The organism is Bifidobacterium sp. MSK.13.1 (assembly GCF_019131435.1).
Taxonomy (GTDB): Bacteria; Actinomycetota; Actinomycetes; order Actinomycetales; family Bifidobacteriaceae; genus Bifidobacterium; species Bifidobacterium pseudocatenulatum.
Genome location: NZ_JAHOMM010000003.1, coordinates 109,175 through 130,084 on the forward strand (window position 1 = coordinate 109,175; position 20,910 = coordinate 130,084).

The window sequence follows — 20,910 nt, forward strand, 5'->3', positions numbered from 1 at the left end:
AAGCTTCTTTTCCAAAGTCTTAAGTATAGGGCCGCCACTGGACCTGATTCAAGCCCTTTCTCTCATGTTTTCGGCAAGCGCAAGCATCTTCGGCAATGCTCGCGAATATAACGCTTCTGGGAATTCCACATAGTGACTCTTGACAAAACCGTGTCCCGCTTAACCACCACAATAGAGAACATGGAAATGCGATCTGCAAAACTGATGAATGGACGAGTATTCGCGGGCGCACGCGCCCTCTACCGTGCCGCTGGCGTGGACGGTAAGGATTTCGGCAAGCCGATCATCGCCATTGCCAATTCCTTCGATGAGTTCCTGCCCGGCCACGTGCACCTGAACAAGGTTGGTCGACTGATCTCCGAGGCCATCAAGGAAGCTGGCGGCATTCCGCGTGAGTTCAACACGATGGCCGTTGACGACGGCATCGCCATGGGACACACCGGCATGCTGTACTCCCTGCCGAGCCGTGACATCATCGCCGACACCGTGGAATATCAGGTGAACGCGCACTGTGCCGACGCCCTGATCTGCATCCCGAACTGTGACAAGGTCGTGCCGGGCATGCTGATGGCCGCTCTGCGTCTGAACATCCCGACCGTCTTCGTCTCCGGCGGTCCGATGGAGGCCGGCACCACGGTACTTCCCGACGGAACCGTGAAGAAGAACACCGATCTGATCGACGTGATGTATGCCTCCGCCGACGACAATCTGAACGAAGAGGATCTGCTCGCCTATGAGAAGACCGTCTGCCCGACCTGTGGTTCCTGCGCCGGCATGTTCACCGCGAATTCGATGAACTGCTTGACCGAGGCCATCGGCCTGGCCCTGCCAGGCAATGGCACCATTCTGGCTTCGCACTCCTACCGCAAGGATTTGTTCAAGCGCGCCGCCGAGCAGATCGTCAAGATCGCCAAGCAGTATTACGACGATGATGACGAGACTGTGCTCCCGCGTTCCATCGCCACCAAGGAAGCGTTCGAGAACGCCATGACCATGGATGTGGCCATGGGTGGCTCCACCAATACAGTGCTGCATATCCTCGCCATGGCGCAGTCCGCCGACGTGGACTTCACGCTTGACGACATCGAGCGCATCTCCCACACCGTGCCCTGCATCTGCAAGGCTTCGCCGTCCGGCGAATGGGAGATCTCCGACGTGCATCGCGCCGGTGGCATCACTGGCATTCTCGGCGAGCTCGACCGTGCCGGCAAGCTGCACCGCGACGTGCATTCCATCGATTACAAGACGCTTGAGGACAAACTCAACGACTGGGACATCATGCGTGATACCTGCACCGAGGAAGCCAAGCAGATGTATCTGGCGGCCCCGGGTCACATCGTGTCCCCTGATCCGTGGACGCATACCACGCTGTTCGACTCCCTCGACCGCGACCGTGTGAACGGCGCGATTCACGACATCGATCATCCGGCCGTCACCGAAGGCGGTCTGGCCGTGCTGCGTGGCAACCTCGCCCCTGACGGCTGCGTGGTGAAGACCGCCGGTGTGCCGAAGGAGATTTGGACCTTCCGTGGACCGGCACTGGTCGTCGAATCCCAGGAACAGGCCATCGAGGTCATCCTCAACGACACTCTGAAGCCCGGTATGGCGCTGGTCATCCGTTACGAGGGCCCGAAGGGCGGCCCTGGCATGCAGGAGATGCTGTACCCAACGTCGTTCGTCAAGGGCAAGGGTATCGGCAAGCAGGTCGCCATGCTGACCGACGGCCGCTATTCCGGCGGCTCCTCCGGTCTGGCCATCGGCCATATCGCTCCCGAGGCGGCAAACAAGGGCCCGATTGCCCTGATCAAGAACGGCGACATCATTAACATTGATATCCCGAACCGTACGGTGAACGTCGAGCTTTCCGACGAAGAGCTGGCCCAGCGCCGCACCGAACTCGAAGCCGGCGACGGCTATGTGGCGCACCGCGACCGCAAGGTCTCCCAGGCGCTGAAGGCCTACGCGGCGTTCGCCCGCTCCGCAGACAAGGGTGCCACGCGCGATCCGGAGCTGATCAACAAGCTTTCCGGTCTCGCCTGATCCTAGCGAATATTAAATAACATAATGAGGATTGTGCAGTTAATATGCTGCGCAATCCTCATTTTTATTTCATACTTGGCTTCTTTTATATAAAAATATGCGCCCGATATGTTCGAGCGCATATTACAATCCTTGTAATTATTATGATTACAAATCGAATTCCGTTGCGATAAGGTTCCACAGTTCATCTGCTGCCTCATCCACAACATTATTGACGATGACTTTGTCGAATTCCGATTCCGCGGCAAGCTCGATTTTTGCGGTTTCCAATCGTTTCGCCTGCTGTTCCGGAGTTTCAGTGCCGCGCCCGATCAAGCGTCGTTCCAGTTCTTCAAATGACGGCGGCGCGATGAACACGGTCATTACCTCGATACCCAACTCCCCCGCACGCTGCTTGACACTGCGAGCACCTTGAATATCGATTTCCAGAATGACTGGAATATTTCGCTCAAGATGTTCCACGACAGGTTTCACGGGAGTGCCGTAATGTGCGAGACCAAACACGTCGGCGGTTTCCAAGAACTCACCGGCAGCTTCCTTGTCGAGAAACTCCTGTTCGGGCATGAAGAAATAGTTCACGCCATCCACTTCACCTGGACGAGGCTGTCGTGTGGTTGCGGATACCGACAGCCAGATTTCCGGATGCTGCTCGCGCACGCGCCCGAGAACAGTGCCTTTGCCTACACCTGCCGGTCCGCAAAGGACGATCAAACGGCCATGCTGGGAGTCGGTCATTGCTTCCTCACTCTGTATTAGTTGCTGAAGATATTTACAAGAAGGAATTATTGTTGACAAATCGATGATGATTTACTCGTCTTCTTCATCATCCAAAATCTCATCATCGACTTCGTTCTGGGCCTCGATGAGCGCTTGACGAATATCGAGCGCCACGGATTCCGTAGCCGCGGCCAAACTGGAAATATCCGGACCATGCGTGGCGATGAAGCGAGACACGGTGACGAGCACATTGCCCTTGGTGCCTTTGAACACCGTCTTGAGGTCGCGGGTTTCAGCACCCTGCCATCCGTAGCCCGGAGACAGAATAGGACCAGTGAACTTGGCTGGATCGACACCGGAATCATTGATCCACTGACCGATGGTGGCACCGATGATCAAGCCTACGGAACCCATACCGTCATTGCCCTTATTGAACTTCTGAGCCGTGCTGGCAATGCCGTACGCCACTGTTCTGCCCTTGTACTCGCCTGCCTGACGAATGGCGGTCTGCAGGCTGGCGCCCTCTTGGTTCGAGGTCAGCGATGCAATGAATACACCTCGACCGTTGTTCAGGGCATCGTTAATGACACCGCCCAACGAGCGTGCGCCATAATATGGCAGCAAAGTGATGGCGTCGGCAAGCAACGGAGACCTCGGCTTGAAATAGACATCGGCGAATGCGGACACCGTAGTCGGCAAGCCTCCATGCAGGCAGTCAACGATGGTGATGATACCCATTTGACGGGCTGCGTACAGTACCCGCTCGAGCGCTGCGATACCTTTCGAACCGTAGCGCTCGAACATGGAGAACTGGAATTTGACAGCTGCCGCTCGCCCATTGGCTGCCTGCAGCATACGCATGGAGTATAGTTCGGCACCCAATGCGTCTACGTTGTAGCCCCAGTCAGTAAGAAGCTGCCTGTGTGGATCGATTCCCACGCATAGCGGACCATATTGGGCCATGGAATTGCTCAGTCGCAGACCGAAGTCCGAACGCTGGGCACTCATTTCTTCACTGCTGAGGCTGCTCATCATTACTCACGGCTTTCCAACTCGAATAGCTGCTGGGAATGATCCTGAATGCTCATGATCTGATAATCATTATTACGCACGGCCTCGATGGCCATCAACACGGCGGAGAATTCCGTCATGGTGGTGAACTGAGGCAAATCCGCGGCAATAGCGGCTGAACGGATGGCGTAACCGTCGGAACGGGAGCCACGAGAATTCGGCGTGTTGAGAATCAGATCAATGGCACCCTCTTCGATCAGCTGAACGACGTTCTTGCCGACGCTGCCCTCCGCATGGTAGGTGGTGATCGGATCGTCCGGATTGGAATCCATACGCACGCTGATCTTGTCGACGATCTTGGACTCGATGCCGTAACGACGAAGCACGGATGCGGTGCCTTCGGTGGCCCAGATGTTGAATCCAAGCTCCACCAGTCGCGCAGCGAACAACGGCAGCTGACGCTTGTCGGTATCGTTCACGGAGATGAACACGTTGCCGCTGGTCGGCAGACCGCCATCGTAGGCGGCCAGCTGGCTCTTGGCGAACGCATGCGGGAAGTCACGGTCGAAGCCCATGACTTCGCCGGTGGAACGCATTTCCGGTCCGAGCAGCACGTCTACGGTCTTGCCGAGCGGCGTACGGAAGCGCTTGAACGGAAGCACGGATTCCTTGACGGCAACCTGCTGGCCGCGGCGAATGTCACCACCGTCTCCATGAGGCAGCAGCAAGCCGTTATCGCGCTGCTGCTGGATGGTTTCGCCGGCCATAATGCGGGCCGCGGCCTTGGCCAGTGCCACACCGGTCGCCTTGGATGCGAACGGCACGGTACGGGAGGCACGCGGGTTCGCCTCGATAACGTACAGGGTGTTGGCCATGAAGGCATACTGCACGTTGATCAGGCCTTGCACGCCACAGCCCTTGGCGATGGCATAGGTGCCTTCGCGCAGACGGCGGATCTGGTCATCGGAAAGGGTGCTCGGCGGCAGAGTGCATGCGGCGTCACCGGAATGCACGCCAGCTTCCTCAACATGTTCCATAATGCCGCCGATATACAGCTCTTCGCCATCGAACAAGGCGTCGACGTCGATTTCCACGGCATCCTGCAGGAACTTGTCGATCAGCAACGGAGAAGGCAGACGGCCAGAAACCACGGTATCGGCCTGAGCTTCCTTCAATGCGCGATCCACATACTTGCACAGCTGGGCGTCGTCGTACACGATTTCCATGCCGCGACCGCCAAGCACGTAGCTCGGGCGCACCAGCACCGGATAACCGATGTTATGAGCCGCCTCACGGGCTTCGTCAAGGCTCAGAGCGGTGCCATAGCGAGGCGCGTTCATCTCGGCCTTCTTCAGCACTTCGCCGAAGAGCTCACGGTTTTCAGCCAGATCGATGGATTCAGGCGTGGTACCGAGAATCGGAACACCGGCAGCCTTCAGACGAGCCGCCAGAGACAGCGGGGTCTGGCCACCGAGCTGAACGATAACGCCCCTGACCGGACCCATCTTCTTTTCGGCCTCGTAGATTTCGAGTACGTCTTCGAAGGTAAGCGGCTCGAAGTACAGACGATCGGACATGTCGTAATCGGTGGACACGGTTTCCGGGTTGCAGTTGACCATGATGGTGTCATAGTCCTTGCCCAGCTCCTGCACGGCATGTACGCAGGTGTAGTCGAACTCGATGCCCTGGCCGATACGGTTCGGACCGGAGCCGAGAATGATCACGGCTTCACGCTCACGCGGACGCAGTTCACTTTCGTCCGCATAGCAGGAGTAATAGTACGGCGTGACCGCGTCGAATTCGGCAGCGCAGGTATCGACCGTCTTGAAAACCGGACGAAGATCATACGACCAACGCAGTTCGCGGATCGTGTTTTCGCCTTCGTCGCCCAAGTGGCGCAGGTGTGCGATCTGAAGGTCGGAAAGACCTGCCAGCTTCGCCTTCTTTAGCAGCTTGCGGCTCAGCTTGCTCGCTTCCTTGATTTCAAGGGCGGTCTCGTTGATGAGTACAAACTGGCGGATGAACCACGGGTCGATCTTGGTGGCATCGAAGATCTGCTGTTCGGTGGCGCCTCCCCACAGGGCGCGCTGGATCTGCAGATAACGATGCTCGGTCGGCACCTTGATGGCTTCCAACAGCTGCTCGACTTCCTGTACGTCAGGCTTGTCGCCGTCCCAGTTGAAGCCCATGTGGCGCTTGTCGATGGAACGCATGGCCTTGCCGAGGGATTCCTGGAAGTTGCCTGCCAGAGCCATGGCCTCGCCCACGGACTTCATGGAAGTGGTCAGCGTCGGATCGGCACCCGGGAACTTTTCGAAGGCGAAACGCGGGACCTTGGTGACCACGTAGTCGATGGTCGGCTCGAAGCTGGCCGGAGTGGACTGCGTGATATCGTTCTGGATTTCGTCGAGCGTGTAGCCAAGAGCCAGCTTGGTGGCGATCTTCGCAATCGGGAAGCCGGTCGCCTTGGATGCCAGAGCGGAGGAACGGGACACACGCGGGTTCATTTCGATGACGATGATGCGTCCGGTGTTCGGGTTGATGGCGAACTGGATGTTGCAGCCGCCGGTATCGACGCCCACGCCACGAATGATGGCGATGCCGATGTCACGAAGCTTCTGATACTCGCGATCGGTCAGAGTGAACACAGGCGCCACGGTAATGGAATCGCCGGTGTGCACGCCGACAGGATCCACGTTCTCAATCGGGCAGACGACCACGACATTGTCTTTCTTGTCGCGCATCAGCTCGAGTTCGTATTCCTTCCAGCCTTCGATGCCTTCTTCGATCAGCACCTCGTCGGTTGGGGAATAATGGATGCCTGCGCCTGCGATGCGGTGCAGTTCCTCTTCGTCGTGCGCGATGCCGGAACCAAGGCCACCCATGGTGAAGCTTGGGCGCACGACCAGCGGATAACCGAACTTTTCGGCGATCTTGTCGACTTCTTCAATGGAGTGTGCGATGTCGGAACGTGCGGATTCTGCACCAGCTTCCTCAACGACCTTTTTGAAGAGCTCACGATCCTCGCCGCGATCGATGGCTTCCAGAGAAGCACCGATCAGCTCGACGTTGTACTTCTTGAGCACACCGGCCTCACCCAACGCCATGGCCGCGTTCAGCGCGGTCTGGCCACCCAAGGTCGGCAGCAGCGCGTCAGGACGTTCCTTGGCGATGATCTGCTCGAGAATCGGCGTGGAAATCGGCTCGATGTAGGTGGCATCCGCCATTTCCGGATCGGTCATGATGGTGGCCGGGTTGGAGTTGACGAGAATGACTCGGATGCCTTCCTCACGCAACACGCGGCAGGCCTGAGTGCCCGAGTAATCGAATTCTGCGGCCTGGCCGATCACAATCGGACCGGAGCCGATGACCATCACGGACTTGATGTCTGTGCGCTTAGGCATTGTGGGTTCCCTCCTTGGCGGAACGCATGAGATCCACGAAACGATCGAACAGGTATGCGGCATCGTGCGGGCCGGCTGCGGCCTCCGGATGGTATTGCACGGAGAATGCCGGAATATCAACGCACTGCAGGCCTTCAACCACGTTGTCATTCAGATCGATGTGGCTGACGAACACCTTGCCGTACTTGCCGTTTTCAAACGGCGCGTCAACGGTTTCGCCGATCGGCGCGTCAACGGCAAAGCCGTGGTTGTGCGCGGTGATTTCGATTTTGCCGGTGGTCATGTCTTTGACCGGCTGATTGATGCCGCGGTGACCGAACTTCAGCTTATATGTGCCGAAGCCGAGCGCACGGCCGAGCAGCTGGTTGCCGAAGCAGATGCCGAAGAACGGATGACCTGCGTCAAGTACCTGGCGAAGCAGGTTCACTTCAGGATCGGCCTGTTCCGGATCTCCCGGACCGTTGGAGAAGAAGACACCGTCAGGATTGAGGGCTTCAAGCTCATCGAACGTGATGGTGGATGGCACCACATGTACACGGCAGCCACGCTCGGCCATACGATGCGGAGTCATGGCCTTGATGCCGAGATCGACCGCGGCGACGGTGAACAGCGGTTCCTTGCCTTCGAATTCACCACACGGCTCGATGGTATAGGCTTCTTTGGTGCTGACTTCGTCGTAGAGGCTCATCCCCTTCATCTGCGGAGTGGACTTGACCTCGTCAAGCATGGATTCGATGGTACGCAGCTTGCCATTGGCGTCAAGCAGAGCATCACCGGAGAAAATACCTGCACGCATCACGCCTGCGGAACGCAGGTGGCGTACAAGCTTGCGAGTGTCGATTCGGCTGATGCCAACGATGTGATTGGATTCCAAATCGTCATCGAGGCTGCCGGTGGCACGCCAATTGCTCACATTCGGGCTGGGATCGCGCACAACATAACCGGCAACCCAGATTCGTGAGGATTCTGGATCCTCCCCATTGATTCCCGTGTCCCCAATGTGTGGGAACGTCTGCACCACGATCTGACGATCGTAGCTGGGGTCCGTAAGCGTTTCCTGATATCCGGTCATACCGGTTGCGAAAACGATCTCCCCGCTGGTCGTGCCGATCGCGCCGTAAGGTTCACCCACATACACCTGCCCGTCTTCGAGAACGAGAACGGCATCTTGAGGGTCAAACATCACGGCTTCGGAATCATACTGGTTCACCAAAACCCCCTTATAGTCAAGGTATTCGTACCAAGGATAGCGGCCGGTTAGGACTCGCGACCCGGCCGAATCGCTTAACTTTCAGCTTTATTCAGCTGAAGGTTCGGTCGGTTGCTCATCCACTTGAGCGGCATCCGCATCAGCGCTTACCGCGCTGAGCAGACCGTGGATGAATGCCGGTGATTCGTCATCACACAACGTCTTGGCAAGGCCAAGCGCCTCGTCGATGGCCACCATATTGGGAACATCATCATTGAACATGATCTCCCATGCGGCGATACGCAGAATATTGCGATCGACAACGCCCATACGCTTGACCTTCCAACCGGTGGAATGCTCGTCAAGCGTGGAATCGATGGCTGCGATATGTTCCGCAACGCCACGAACGATTTCGATGGCGTATTCAGGCAGCGGAGTCTGGGCGCCGGGCTGCTCAATGCGCTCAGCAAGAAGGGACAGGATGTCCTGTCCCTTCTCATCCGCTTCATACAACGTATTCAGAGCCCTCTTACGAGCGGTGGAACGTGCCATGAAACTTCTTTCGTCCTTACTCTCAGTTCTCGCGGCCGAGGTAGGAGCCGTCGGTGGTGTTCACCTTGACCTTCTCACCTTCGCCGATGAACAGCGGAACCTGAATCTCGGCACCGGTCTCAACGGTGGCCGGCTTGGTACCGGCGTTGGAACGGTTGCCCTGCAGACCCGGTTCGGTATGGGTAACGGTCAGGATCACGGAAGCCGGCAGTTCGACGGACAGCGGGGTGCCGTCGTGGAAGGACACGACGCAGTCGGTTCCTTCCAGCAGGAACTTGGCCTGATCGCCGACGAGAGTCTTCGGAATGTAGATCTGATCGTAGGTGGTCATATCCATGAACACGAAGTTGTCGCCGTCCTCGTAGGAGTACTGGAGGTTGCGGTTGTCGACGGTTTCGAATTCCATCTTCATGCCGGCATTGAAGGTCTTGTCAACGATCTTGCCCGAGAGGACGTTCTTGATGGTGGTGCGCACGAAAGCGGGGCCCTTGCCCGGCTTGACGTGCTGGAACTTGATGACGGCCCACAGCTGGCCATCGAGGTTCAGGACGGAACCGTTCTTGATGTCATTGGTAGTCTGTGCCAAATTAACTCACCTATTTCTTCGTCTAACAGGGAAAGCTTAAAAGAGCCTTGCTCATTATGCCACGGTGTGCATACTTTGTCGGTAAGCCTTCCATATATAGGAAAACCTCCCTCGGCGAACATGCCTCGGGAGGTTTTCCTAAAAAACGCTAGTTCAAGCGTGCCTTGATATCAAGCAGAAACTACTCGATGATCTTGGTGACACGGCCCGAGCCGACGGTGTGGCCGCCTTCGCGCACTGCGAAGGTCAGGCCCTCCTCCATAGCGATCGGCTGGATCAGCTCAACGCCGAAGGTAGCGTGATCGCCCGGCTGCACCATCTCAACGCCTTCCGGCAGGGTGATAACGCCGGTGACGTCGGTGGTACGGAAGTAGAACTGCGGACGGTAGTTGGAGAAGAACGGCGAGTGACGGCCGCCTTCGTCCTTGGTCAGCACGTAGACTTCGCCCTCGAACTTGGTGTGCGGGGTCACGGAGCCCGGAGCAGCCAGAACCTGGCCACGCTCGACCTGGTCACGGTTGATGCCGCGGAGCAGCAGACCGGTGTTGTCGCCAGCCTCGCACTCATCCATCTGCTTGTGGAAGGTCTCGATGGAGGTGACGGTGGTGGTCTGGGTCGGACGGATACCAACGATCTCGACGTTGGAGTTGACCGGGAGCTTACCACGCTCGACACGGCCGGTAACCACGGTGCCACGGCCGGAGATGGTGAAGACATCTTCGATCGGCATCAGGAACGGCTTGTCCAGATCGTGAGTCGGGGTCGGGATGTACTCGTCGACAGCCTTCATGAGTTCCTTGACGGACTCAACCCACTTCTCGTGATCCGGAGCGTCGTCGTGCAGCGCGCCGTAAGCGGAGGTGTGGATGACCGGGCAATCGCGATCGAAGCCGTTTTCGTCGAGGAGGTCACGGACCTCTTCCTCAACGAGCTCGATGAGCTCTTCGTCGTCGACCATATCGCACTTGTTCAGAGCGACGAGGATACGCGGCACGCCCACCTGACGAGCGAGCAGCACGTGCTCGCGGGTCTGAGCCATCGGGCCGTCGGTGGCGGCCACAACGAGGATAGCGCCATCCATCTGGGCAGCGCCAGTGATCATGTTCTTCACGAAGTCGGCGTGGCCCGGGCAGTCGACGTGAGCGTAGTGACGCTCAGCGGTCTGGTACTCGATGTGGGCGATGTTGATGGTGATACCACGCTGCTGCTCTTCCGGAGCGGCGTCGATCTGGTTGAAGTCGTAAGCCGGGTTGATGTCCGGGTACTCTTCGTGCAGGACCTTGGAGATGGCTGCGGTCAGGGTAGTCTTACCGTGATCGACGTGGCCGATGGTACCAATGTTAACGTGCGGCTTAGTACGCTCGTACTTTTCCTTTGCCATGTGTTTTGTCCTCCTGGACGTCTCGTAGTAAGCCTTGAACTCACTTCAAGGCACTCGCTACATTTTACTGGGTTTGACGGGTTTGTGCCACTTTGGAGCCCGAACCCAGTCAGCGCTACAAAATACTAGCGCTGACTGGAGACAGTTTCCACTTAAGCGGCAGCGCGTGTCACTCGCCGCGCTGGGCCTTGATGATCTCCTCGGAGACGTTCTTCGGAACCTCAGCGTAGGAGTCCATCTGCATGGTGAACATTGCGCGGCCCTGGGTCTTGGAGCGAAGGTCGCCGATGTAGCCGAACATTTCGGACAGCGGAACCTTGGCGTCGATGACCTTGACACCGGTGGAGTCGGTCATGGACTGGATGGAACCACGACGGGCGTTGATATCGCCCATCACGTCGCCCATGTACTCTTCCGGAGTACGCACTTCCACGGCCATGATCGGCTCGAGGATGACCGGCTTGGCCTTCGGAGCAGCTTCCTTGAAGCACATGGAACCTGCGATCTTGAAGGCCATTTCGGAGGAATCGACGTCGTGGACCTGGCCGTCAGTGACGGTAGCCTTGACGCCAACCACCGGGAAGCCGGCGAGCACGCCGGATTCCATGGCTTCCTGCACACCAGCATCGATGGAAGGAATGAATTCCTTGGTGATGTGGCCACCGGTGACCTCGTTGACGAACTCGTAGGTCTCGCCCTCTTCGGTGTTGAGCGGCTCGAAGTTCATCAAGACCTTTGCGAACTGGCCGGAACCACCGGTCTGCTTCTTGTGCGTGTATTCCTGGTTCATGACGGCCTTGCGGATCGTCTCACGGTATGCAACCTGCGGGTTACCCACGTTGCACTCCACCTTGAATTCACGACGCATACGGTCGACGATGATGTCGAGCTGCAGCTCGCCCATGCCGGAGATCAGGGTCTGGCCGGACTCTTCGTCGGTCTTCACCTGGAAGGTCGGATCTTCGTCGGACAGCTTCGCCAGAGCGATGCTCATCTTCTCCTGATCGGCCTTGGTCTTCGGCTCCACGGCCACCTCGATCACCGGATCCGGGAAGGTCATGGATTCGAGGGAGATAGGCGCCTTTTCGTCGCACAGGGTGTCACCGGTGGTGATGTTCTTCAGGCCCACGAAGGTGTAGATGTTGCCGGCTTCGGCGGCATCGACCGGGTTCTCCTTGTCGGCGTGCATCTGGAAGATCTTGCCGACACGTTCCTTCTTGCCCTTGGTGGAGTCAAGCACGGTGTCGCCCGGGGTGACGGCGCCGGAGTAGACGCGCACGAACACGAGCTTGCCGTAGAACGGGTGGGTAGAGATCTTGAAGACCAGGGCAGAGAACGGATCATCGGTGGTCGGCTTGCGATCGATCTCGATGGATTCGTCCTTAGGATCGAAACCGACGATGGACGGAACGTCCTCCGGGCTCGGCAGGTAGTCGACGACGGCGTCCAGCATCGGCTGAACACCCTTGTCCTTGAAGGCGGAGCCACAGAGCACCGGGTAGGCTTCACGGTTAATGGTGAGCTTACGGATGCCGCTACGGATCTCGTCCTCAGTCAGTTCGCCGGACTCGAGATACTTCTCAAGCAGCTCTTCGTCGGATTCTGCGACCTGGTCGAGCAACTCTGCACGATACTGCTCGGCCTTGTCCTGCAGATCGGCCGGGATGTCGGTAGTGTCGTAGTGAGCGCCCATGTCGCCGGAAACGTCGTTCCAGACGTAAGCCTTCATACGAATCAGATCGACAACGCCAGCGAAGTCGTTCTCAGCGCCGATCGGCAGCTGCACGACAAGCGGGGTCGCGCCCAGCTTGGTTTTGATGGTGTCGACGGAGTAGTAGAAGTCAGCGCCGAGCTTATCCATCTTGTTGATGAAGCAGATACGCGGAACGCCGTACTTGTCAGCCTGACGCCACACGGTCTCGGACTGCGGCTCCACACCTTCCTTGCCGTCGAACACGGCAACGGCACCATCGAGCACGCGCAGGGAGCGCTCCACCTCGGCCGTGAAGTCCACGTGGCCTGGGGTATCGATGATGTTGATCTGGAACTTCTGCTTCTCGTCATGGGTCTGACGGTTCCAGAAGCAAGTGGTTGCAGCGGACTGGATGGTGATGCCGCGTTCCTGCTCCTGAGCCATGAAGTCCATCGTCGAGGCACCGTCATGGGTCTCGCCGATCTTGTAGTTCTTGCCGGTGTAGTACAGGATACGTTCGGTGGTAGTGGTCTTACCGGCATCGATGTGAGCCATGATGCCGATGTTACGGATCTGGTTGAGATCATTGAGCACGTCTAGTGCCATGAGTGTTCCTTAACTCTCGTTCTCGACTAATTACCAGCGGTAATGAGCGAAGGCCTTGTTGGCCTCTGCCATCTTATGAGTATCCTCGCGACGCTTGACAGAAGCACCAAGGCCATTGGAGGCATCGAGGATTTCGTTGGCCAGACGCTCAGCCATGGTCTTCTCACGACGGGCGCGGGAGAAGTCGGTCAGCCAGCGCAGGGACAGAGTGTTCGCACGAGCCGGCTTCACTTCGACCGGAACCTGGTAGGTAGCGCCACCGACGCGGCGGGAGCGAACCTCGAGGGATGGACGGATGTTGTCAAGAGCGCGCTTAAGCACTGCCACCGGCTCCTGATCAGTCTTTTCCTTGACCATATCGAGAGCGGAGTAGACGATGTCTTCGGCGATCGACTTCTTGCCGTCGAGCAGAATCTTGTTGATGAGCTGTGCCACAACAGTGGAACCGTAAATCGGATCCGGCAGCAGCTGATGCTTCTTGGAAGGTCCTTTACGTGACATATCTCTTACTTCGCCTTCTTTGCTCCGTACAGGGAACGACCCTGCTTGCGATCCTTCACACCCTGGGTATCGAGGGCGCCACGAACGATGTGGTAACGAACACCCGGCAGATCCTTGACACGGCCGCCGCGCACGAGCACAATGGAGTGCTCCTGCAGGTTGTGGCCTTCGCCCGGGATGTAAGCGGTGACTTCCACACCGGAGCTCAGGCGCACACGAGCGACCTTACGCAGTGCCGAGTTCGGCTTCTTCGGGGTGGTGGTGTAAACACGGGTGCACACGCCGCGGCGCAGCGGGCTTCCCTTCAGTGCCAAAGTCTTGGACTTCTTCGGCTTTGCCTGACGTCCCTTACGGACGAGCTGTTCAATAGTAGGCAACTTGAATTCTCCGATTCAGTGGTTTCTCTTGCTTTTGTGTGACCGCCGCACTGCACCCACACTCCACGCATCTGAATCGTGAAGATAGCCACAGTCCACCGGCCCGATGGCCCATCCCTCTCTCACCGTCGCATTGCTGCGCGTGATGCAATCGAGTTCCGGGATATCCCAACCCGCACGCCTGTCACATAAGGCATGCCGTTGGCACACACGAATTATCAGTATACGGATTCCCAAGACATTCCAACATGCCGTGTCGCAAATCGCAAAAGGAATGGCCCCGGATCCTTTCGAATCCGGGGCCATCCACTCGGGAAGGAGGTTCCCACTTCTTTGCTACGCGCTACCTTACGCGCACTCTTCAGTCTCGTTGTCTGTTTTGCATTTGCGGCCCGGCGCCTGCGCCGTACTACCCCATTGCCGCTGTTTCGAATCGCTATTGTTCAGTTATATCTTAAAGGCGTTGCGCATGAACCTCACGGCCATCGGCGCTTCGTTGCGACCTGACGAATTCTCGACTGATCCACAACTCCGGCCTTCAGTTACAGTATACCCCAAAACGAACAAAAAACACGGGTGAAGACACCCTTAAATCCCAATAATTTCAATCATTTTGCCTACATCAGCGCAAAGCAACAAAACATCACAATGACACGTTTGCACCACTCAAAACAAAACATTCCCTGAATCGTTTTGAAAGATTCAGGGAATGCGCAATATGACGACGGAATCTACTGACGAATGTCAGCTGTTAGCTGTTTCGGCAGCGTCTTCGCGGGCCTTCGCAGCCGAGCCCTTCTCGCCATTGTCGGAATCAGGATGGATCTGATGCCTGTCATCATGCTCACGCCACCAGCTGGACAGCACGGAACCGGAAATGTTGTGCCAAACGCTGAAGAACGTGGACGGCACCGCGGCCAACGGATTGGAAGCGAACGACGTCAGCGCCAAAGTCGCTCCCAAAGCGGAATCCTGCATGCCGACCTCGAAGGTGATGGCTTTCTGCTGTGCATAACGGAAGCCCTTCGGATATACCTTGTACATAAGTTTGGAGAAACCGAAGCCCAACGCGTATCCGCACAGGTTGTGCAGAATGACCACCGGGATGGCAAGCAGCGAGGAAGCCACGAACAGCTTCGGACCATTGGCTGCGACGACCACGCCGATGATAAGCAGGATGGCCACCTGGGACACGATCGGCAGAGCGACCGTAATCTTCTCGATCTTCTCGCCGAAAATAGCATGGCAGATCACGCCAAGAGCGATCGGGAACAGCACCACCTTGACCGCATTGAGGAACAGGGATTCCACCGGAACCGACACATACTGGGAAGCCAGCCACTGCATCAACAGCGGAATCATGAACGGCGCGCACAGCGTGGACAAAATGCCGATGGACACGTCCAGCGCCACATCGCCACGACTCAGATAGCTCATCACGTTGGACGAGGTTCCGGACGGGCAGCAGCCGACCAGAATCACACCGACGGCGAGCGCACCATCAAGACGGAAAATCCAGCACAGCAGCACAGCTACCAACGGCATGATGACGAAGTGGGCCACGGTACCGACGATGACCATCAGAGGCTGGGTGAGAATGCGCCTGAAATCGTCAAGGGTCAAGGTAAGACCCATGCCGAACAGCACGATACCTAGGAAATAACCGGTATAGGATTTGCCCCACAAGCTTGCCTGCGGCACGAAATAGTTGAACACGGCCCACACGATCACAATCGCGGTGAACCACTTGGTGAGCCAATCACCAAACGCTTTGACCTTCTGCATGAATCTCCCTTCCTTCACATTTCACAGCCTTTCGGCCGATGATCCGCATACGCCGAAAACACTCCGAGACGGCCCACACCGTCATTACAGCACACCCTTACGCATGCAGCGACTACAAGGTACGCATGAGTTTCGGCCTTGCGTAATATGCCGTTCACATAATGAACAGTCCACAGCGCAAGCCGACGACAGGCACACGCAACACGCCGATGTAGACATAGCTGGAAAATCGTGTATAGTTTTCATCTGTTGCGCTTCTGTATGAAGCGAAAACATGGTGGCTATAGCTCAGTTGGTAGAGCATCTGATTGTGGTTCAGAAGGTCGCGCGTTCGAGCCGCGTTAGCCACCCCGGTAGAGACCTCGGAAGAAATTCCGAGGTTTTTTGCTATCCGGACGGCTTGAATACAGCAAACAGCCGGTCGCAAGTCATCAGCATAGGTCAGATACAAGGAGCGCATCATGCTGTCTTTTGAAAACGACTATTCCTGCACGGCAACACCGGAAATCATCGAACGCATCAGCGAAATCGCACAAAACCAATATCCGGGTTACGGCAACGACAGCATCTGCGAAAGCGCGAAAGCCAAAATCCGCGAAGCATGCGCCTGCCCTGACGCACAGATTTTCTTCCTGGTAGGTGGCACGCAGACCAACCAGACCATCATCGACTCCATCACACCGCAGTATGCCGGCGTAATCGCGGCAAGCACAGGCCATGTGAACGTGCATGAGGCGGGCGCCATCGAATTCACCGGACACAAGGTGCTGACGCTCCCCCACCATGACGGCAAAATCGATGCGACCGAACTCGACGAGTACTGCGCCACGTTCTACGCGGACGGCAACTACACGCACATGGTGTTCCCCGGATGCGTCTACATTTCGCAGGCCACCGAATACGGCACGCTCTACACGCTCGCCGAACTTGAGGCGATCCGCAAGGTCTGCACGAAGTACGACATGCCGTTGTTCATCGACGGCGCACGACTTGGCTACGCGCTGACCGCAACCGGCAACGACGTGACGCTTGAAGACATCGCGCGTATCGCGGACGTATTCTATATCGGCGGCACCAAGGTCGGAGCCATGTTCGGTGAGGCCGTGGTGTTCACGCACGGCAATATGCCGAAAAACTTCGTGACGCTCGTCAAGCAACATGGCGCGCTGCTCGCCAAGGGATGGCTGCTGGGCGTGCAGTTCGACACGCTGTTCACCGACGATCTGTATTGCAGGATCGCCCGCCACGCCAACGATGCGGCCGACCGTATTCGCGAAGTGCTGGTGGAACGTGGCTATACGCTCACCTTCGACGCGCCGACCAATCAGATCTTCATCACGCTCGACAACGCGACATCCGAGCGTTTGCAGCGCAATGTGCGCCTCGGCTTCATGGAAAAGGCCGACGACACGCACACGGTGATGCGCATCTGCACCAGCTGGGCCACCACCGATGAGCAGGTGGAGCAGCTGATCGCATTGCTGTAGCGCGCATCGTCGCTGTCAATCGGAAAAATAATCATTACGACAAACAACAAAAAGGCGCAGGAATTACATCCCGCGCCTTTTTGCTTACGTTACGATCATTTATCACGCATGTGGTTCCATTTATGCTGATTGTTACGCATTGATTTGCTTATTGGCATTATCGGCGATCGCCTCGCGTTCCATAGCCACGAATTTACGCACGGAAGCAGCCACCGAATAATGCTCTTTAGTGTGTTCGGCATAGATTTCGCCCCATTTCGACAGTTCATCGGGGTGATCGACCCACCAATCGATGCGCCTTGCCAACGCTTCCACATCGTCGACAGGGAATAGCGATTCGTCACGTAACGCGAACTGGCCTGCGGCGCTCAACGGAGACGATGCGATGACCGGCACCAAACCGGCGGCCATACCTTCAATGACGCTCACCGATTCGAGATCGGCAATCGAAGGATGCACCAGCAAATCGCCGGAACGCAGCAACGCGGGCATTTCGGTGTTCTTATGAAATCCGATCGATGCCGGTCTGGAAAGCAAACGTGCGGCGAGTCGCTGCAATTTCTTTTTCAAAGGACCGGTGCCGGCAATCGTCAGTTCAATATCTTGCGCATGCCTGCAACGGGCGATCGCATGAATTAATGCGACATGATTCTTTTCGTTCGTCAATCGTCCGGAAGCGACAATGTGGAACGGAACCGGAGCAGACTTCCCCGCATCGCGCTGCGTTTTCGCAGTGAATCGTGATTCATATCCGTTGGAAATCACATGCAGTTTCGATTTGTACCCGTGAGAACGCAGCAAACTTGCGCCAAGCTCGGTCGGCACATGCACATGGTCGATTTTGCGGTACAGCCACAAATTGAACAGCCAGTAGATGAACTTGTCGATGCCCGGAATATATTTCAGCGGACCTGCCGAATACGTGATGTTCTCCGGCTGCACATGATAGCCCGCAGTAACCGCGATTCCCATCTGTTTGGCGACTTTGCACGCATGCTGGCCAAAACGGAACGGCGTGTAGATGTGCACCACGTCCACGCCTCGGAACGCGGTTCTGAACAGCGTGTCGCTTGGTTCGGCGAACTGCATCTGCTGCTTTTTCGCCACCCAACTGACCAGAGGCACATGGTTGACTCGTGCCGGGTATTCAGGCGCACCAATGCCCACAAGCCTGACCGTATGGCCTTGCCGCTTCAATTCCTCCGCCCACTGCAACGCCGAATTCGACGTGCCGTTACCTCGGTTTCCCGACGTGTCGACCACCATGGCGATGGTCAGGGGGCGCTGTGTTTCTTCCTGTTCCGTCTCAGACATGCACTCCATCCTACGCCGATGGCACAATGGAAGGCATGACTGAAGAGAATCGTGCCTTGGGCACTCCGCTTGGTAAGCATCCGACTCGTGTTCTGTTTCTTGGCTCCGGAGAGCTGGGCAAGGAAGTCACTCTCGAACTGATGAGGCTTGGCGCATGGGTGTGCGCGGCCGATTCCTATGAGGGTGCCCCCGCGCAGCAGGTGGCGCATGAATACCGTGCGCTCGATATGGCCAATGCCGAACAATTGCGCGTATTGTTTGACGAAATCCAGCCGGATATTATCGTGCCGGAAGTCGAAGCGATCGCCACCAGCGAATTGGCTGCCGCGGCCGAGCGTGGCGCACAGGTGGTGCCAAGTGCCGAAATCGCATCCATTTGCATGGATCGTGAACGTTTGCGCGTACTTGCGCATGAGGAATTGGGATTGCCGACCACGCCGTACCGCTTCGCAGGCTCGCTGGAAGAGCTTCGCGCTGGGGCAAAAACGGTTGGCTACCCGTGCGTGGTCAAGCCGATTATGAGTTCTTCCGGTCACGGCCAGTCCGTGGTGCGTTCCGCCGATGCGATTGATGCGGCTTGGGTTGAGGCACAGGAAGGTCGTCGCGCGCACGACGAGGGAGACGTTTCCCGAGTGATTGTAGAAGCGTTGGCTCCGCTTGATTACGAGCTGACGGTGCTGACCGTCAGCTCCAGCGCCGGCATCGTGACCTGCGCTCCGATCGGACAGCGTCAGGAAAGCGGCGACTATCGCGAATCCTGGCAACCGGCCTCCTTCACACAGGATGTGCTTGCGCAGGCGCAACGCATAGCGTGCACCGCAGTGGAAGGTCTGGTGGCGAAGGCCAAGGCTTCCGGCGAGAAGGGTTGGGGTGTGTTCGGCGTGGAGCTGTTCGTGCTGACCGACGGTTCCGTGCTGTTCAATGAAGTCTCCCCACGTCCGCATGACACTGGCATGGTCACGATGGCGTCGCAACGGTTAAGCGAATTCGCGTTGCATGCGCGTGCGATTCTCGGTTTGCCGATTACGCAGGAACATGTCGCCTTGTCGATCCCGGACGGTGCCGTCGCGGCAAGCCATGCGATCGTCATTCAGGGCGATGGTGAGGCCGAATTCCGTAACGTCGCCGACGCTTTGTCTCAGCCGGGCACCGATCTGCGTATTTTCGCGAAGCCGGAAGTGCACGGCCATCGTCGCATGGCGGTCGCGCTGGCCATCGGAACAGATGAGGCCGACGCGCGTGCTAAAGCCGAGAATGTGGCCGAATCGCTCGAAATCGACATCGCCTGACGCACTATTGCCGGATACTGACGGAAGACTGCCGGAACGCGCCCAAAAACCATTCGATTGTAGCCTCCCGTTGGTATCTTGTTAACCGTCAAGTTCACCAAACTATCTACCTCCCAAACACCAGGAAAGGCGAGTAATGGAGAAGTTGGAAAAGCTCTACGAGGGCAAAGCCAAGCAACTGTACGCAACTGACGATCCGGAGGTGCTCTGGGTCGAATACAAGAACTCCGCTACCGCAGGTGACGGCGAGAAGAAGGAAGACTTCGCCGGCAAGGGCAGGCTGAACAACCTCATCACCACGCTGATCTTCGATCTGCTCAAGAAGCGTGGTATCGACAGCCATCTGGTAGCTCGCGTGGGCGAAACCTCCCAGCTGGTCAAGAAGGTCACCATGTTCCCGCTCGAGATCGTGCTGCGTAACACCGCCGCCGGCCACTTCTGCTCTCGCTTGGGCGTGGAAGAAGGCATCGAGCTCAAGGAGCCGGTGCTGGAGTACTTCCTGAAGAACGACGATCTGCACGATCCGTTCGTGAACGACGACGATCTGGTTGCGTTGGGCGTGTGCACCCGTGAGGATCTGGCTGAGATTGCTCCGCTCGCCCGCCGTATCAATGAGGCCCTGATCGAGATCTTCGCCAAGATCGGCATCAAGCTTGTTGATTTCAAAATCGAAATGGGTCGCACTTCCGACGGCACGCTGCTGCTGGCCGATGAGATTACGCCTGATTCCTGCCGTCTGTGGGATCAGCGTGACGGCTCCGGCAAGGTTGAGCATCTCGACAAGGATCTGTTCCGCCGCGATCTGGGCGACATCATTCCGGCTTACGAAGAGGTCGAAAGCCGCTTGGCTGAACTCGCCAAGTCCGAAGGCATTGAAGTAGCCGAATAATACTTGCGATAGCCCGCATCTGCAGTACAAACTCGGATGCGGGCTTCATCGTTTTTGAAAATCTTATTTTTATCAATCTCACCAAGCCC

Annotated in this window: 16 protein-coding genes and 1 tRNA gene; 5 read left to right on the forward strand and 12 right to left on the reverse strand. The window is 57.2% G+C overall.

Annotated features, from left to right (window positions below; translation table 11 throughout):
- The first annotated feature begins 180 nt into the window (after positions 1–180).
- Positions 181–2,040: a dihydroxy-acid dehydratase gene (ilvD, locus tag KSY55_RS05240; RefSeq protein ID WP_004219507.1), complete on the forward strand. Its 1,860-nt coding sequence runs from the start codon at positions 181–183 to the stop codon at positions 2,038–2,040.
- A gap of 147 nt (positions 2,041–2,187) precedes the next feature.
- Here ilvD and gmk read toward each other — a convergent pair whose 3' ends face one another.
- The 11 genes from gmk to KSY55_RS05290 all read right to left on the reverse strand — a co-directional run bounded on the left by gmk (position 2,188) and on the right by KSY55_RS05290 (position 15,842).
- Positions 2,188–2,775 (reverse strand): guanylate kinase, encoded by a 588-nt coding sequence (gmk, locus tag KSY55_RS09105; RefSeq protein WP_004219511.1) that lies wholly within the window; start codon positions 2,773–2,775, stop codon positions 2,188–2,190.
- A 72-nt stretch (positions 2,776–2,847) separates the two neighbouring features.
- A complete protein-coding gene (gene pyrF, locus KSY55_RS09110) occupies positions 2,848–3,789 on the reverse strand; it encodes an orotidine-5'-phosphate decarboxylase (RefSeq protein WP_022244927.1) in 942 nt (313 codons plus the stop codon).
- 2 nt (positions 3,790–3,791) lie between these two features.
- Positions 3,792–7,172 carry a carbamoyl-phosphate synthase large subunit gene (carB, locus tag KSY55_RS05250; RefSeq protein WP_055063117.1) on the reverse strand — a complete coding sequence of 1,127 codons (3,381 nt, stop codon included), beginning with the start codon at positions 7,170–7,172 and terminating at the stop codon, positions 3,792–3,794.
- Positions 7,165–8,382 (reverse strand): glutamine-hydrolyzing carbamoyl-phosphate synthase small subunit, encoded by a 1,218-nt coding sequence (gene carA, locus KSY55_RS05255; protein ID WP_004219515.1) that lies wholly within the window; start codon positions 8,380–8,382, stop codon positions 7,165–7,167. The genes carB and carA overlap by 8 nt, the downstream gene beginning before the upstream one ends.
- An 87-nt stretch (positions 8,383–8,469) precedes the next feature.
- Positions 8,470–8,913, reverse strand: coding sequence for a transcription antitermination factor NusB (gene nusB, locus KSY55_RS05260; protein WP_003836471.1), 444 nt, complete (start codon positions 8,911–8,913; stop codon positions 8,470–8,472).
- 22 nt (positions 8,914–8,935) lie between these two features.
- Positions 8,936–9,499, reverse strand: a complete 564-nt coding sequence (efp, locus tag KSY55_RS05265; protein WP_003836469.1) for an elongation factor P — start codon at positions 9,497–9,499, stop codon at positions 8,936–8,938.
- A gap of 181 nt (positions 9,500–9,680) precedes the next feature.
- On the reverse strand, positions 9,681–10,880 hold the full coding sequence (gene tuf, locus KSY55_RS05270; RefSeq protein ID WP_003836467.1) for an elongation factor Tu: 1,200 nt from the start codon (positions 10,878–10,880) through the stop codon (positions 9,681–9,683).
- Between the two features lie 169 nt (positions 10,881–11,049).
- Positions 11,050–13,179 (reverse strand): elongation factor G, encoded by a 2,130-nt coding sequence (gene fusA, locus KSY55_RS05275; RefSeq protein ID WP_004219516.1) that lies wholly within the window; start codon positions 13,177–13,179, stop codon positions 11,050–11,052.
- Positions 13,180–13,209: 30 nt separating this feature from the next.
- Positions 13,210–13,680 (reverse strand): 30S ribosomal protein S7, encoded by a 471-nt coding sequence (gene rpsG / locus KSY55_RS05280; RefSeq protein WP_003836460.1) that lies wholly within the window; start codon positions 13,678–13,680, stop codon positions 13,210–13,212.
- A 5-nt stretch (positions 13,681–13,685) separates the two neighbouring features.
- A complete protein-coding gene (gene rpsL, locus KSY55_RS05285; protein WP_003808601.1) occupies positions 13,686–14,057 on the reverse strand; it encodes a 30S ribosomal protein S12 in 372 nt (123 codons plus the stop codon).
- Between the two features lie 744 nt (positions 14,058–14,801).
- Complete coding sequence (locus KSY55_RS05290; protein ID WP_033524271.1) at positions 14,802–15,842, reverse strand: bile acid:sodium symporter family protein; 1,041 nt, start codon at positions 15,840–15,842, stop codon at positions 14,802–14,804.
- Between the two features lie 277 nt (positions 15,843–16,119).
- On the opposite strand from KSY55_RS05290, the gene KSY55_RS05295 reads away from it, so the two are divergent.
- Both KSY55_RS05295 and KSY55_RS05300 read left to right on the forward strand, forming a co-directional pair.
- Positions 16,120–16,192: transfer RNA gene (locus KSY55_RS05295), tRNA-His, on the forward strand.
- A gap of 111 nt (positions 16,193–16,303) precedes the next feature.
- Positions 16,304–17,329: a low specificity L-threonine aldolase gene (locus KSY55_RS05300; protein ID WP_004219520.1), complete on the forward strand. Its 1,026-nt coding sequence runs from the start codon at positions 16,304–16,306 to the stop codon at positions 17,327–17,329.
- A gap of 132 nt (positions 17,330–17,461) precedes the next feature.
- Here KSY55_RS05300 and KSY55_RS05305 read toward each other — a convergent pair whose 3' ends face one another.
- Positions 17,462–18,643, reverse strand: coding sequence for a glycosyltransferase (locus KSY55_RS05305; protein WP_022244933.1), 1,182 nt, complete (start codon positions 18,641–18,643; stop codon positions 17,462–17,464).
- A gap of 35 nt (positions 18,644–18,678) precedes the next feature.
- Here KSY55_RS05305 and purT point away from each other — a divergent pair, with 35 nt between their 5' ends.
- Entirely contained in the window at positions 18,679–19,932 is a 1,254-nt protein-coding gene (purT, locus tag KSY55_RS05310; RefSeq protein WP_117791276.1) for a formate-dependent phosphoribosylglycinamide formyltransferase, read from the forward strand.
- Positions 19,933–20,068: 136 nt separating this feature from the next.
- Entirely contained in the window at positions 20,069–20,821 is a 753-nt protein-coding gene (purC, locus tag KSY55_RS05315) for a phosphoribosylaminoimidazolesuccinocarboxamide synthase (protein WP_004219527.1), read from the forward strand.
- Positions 20,822–20,910: the final 89 nt, after the last annotated feature.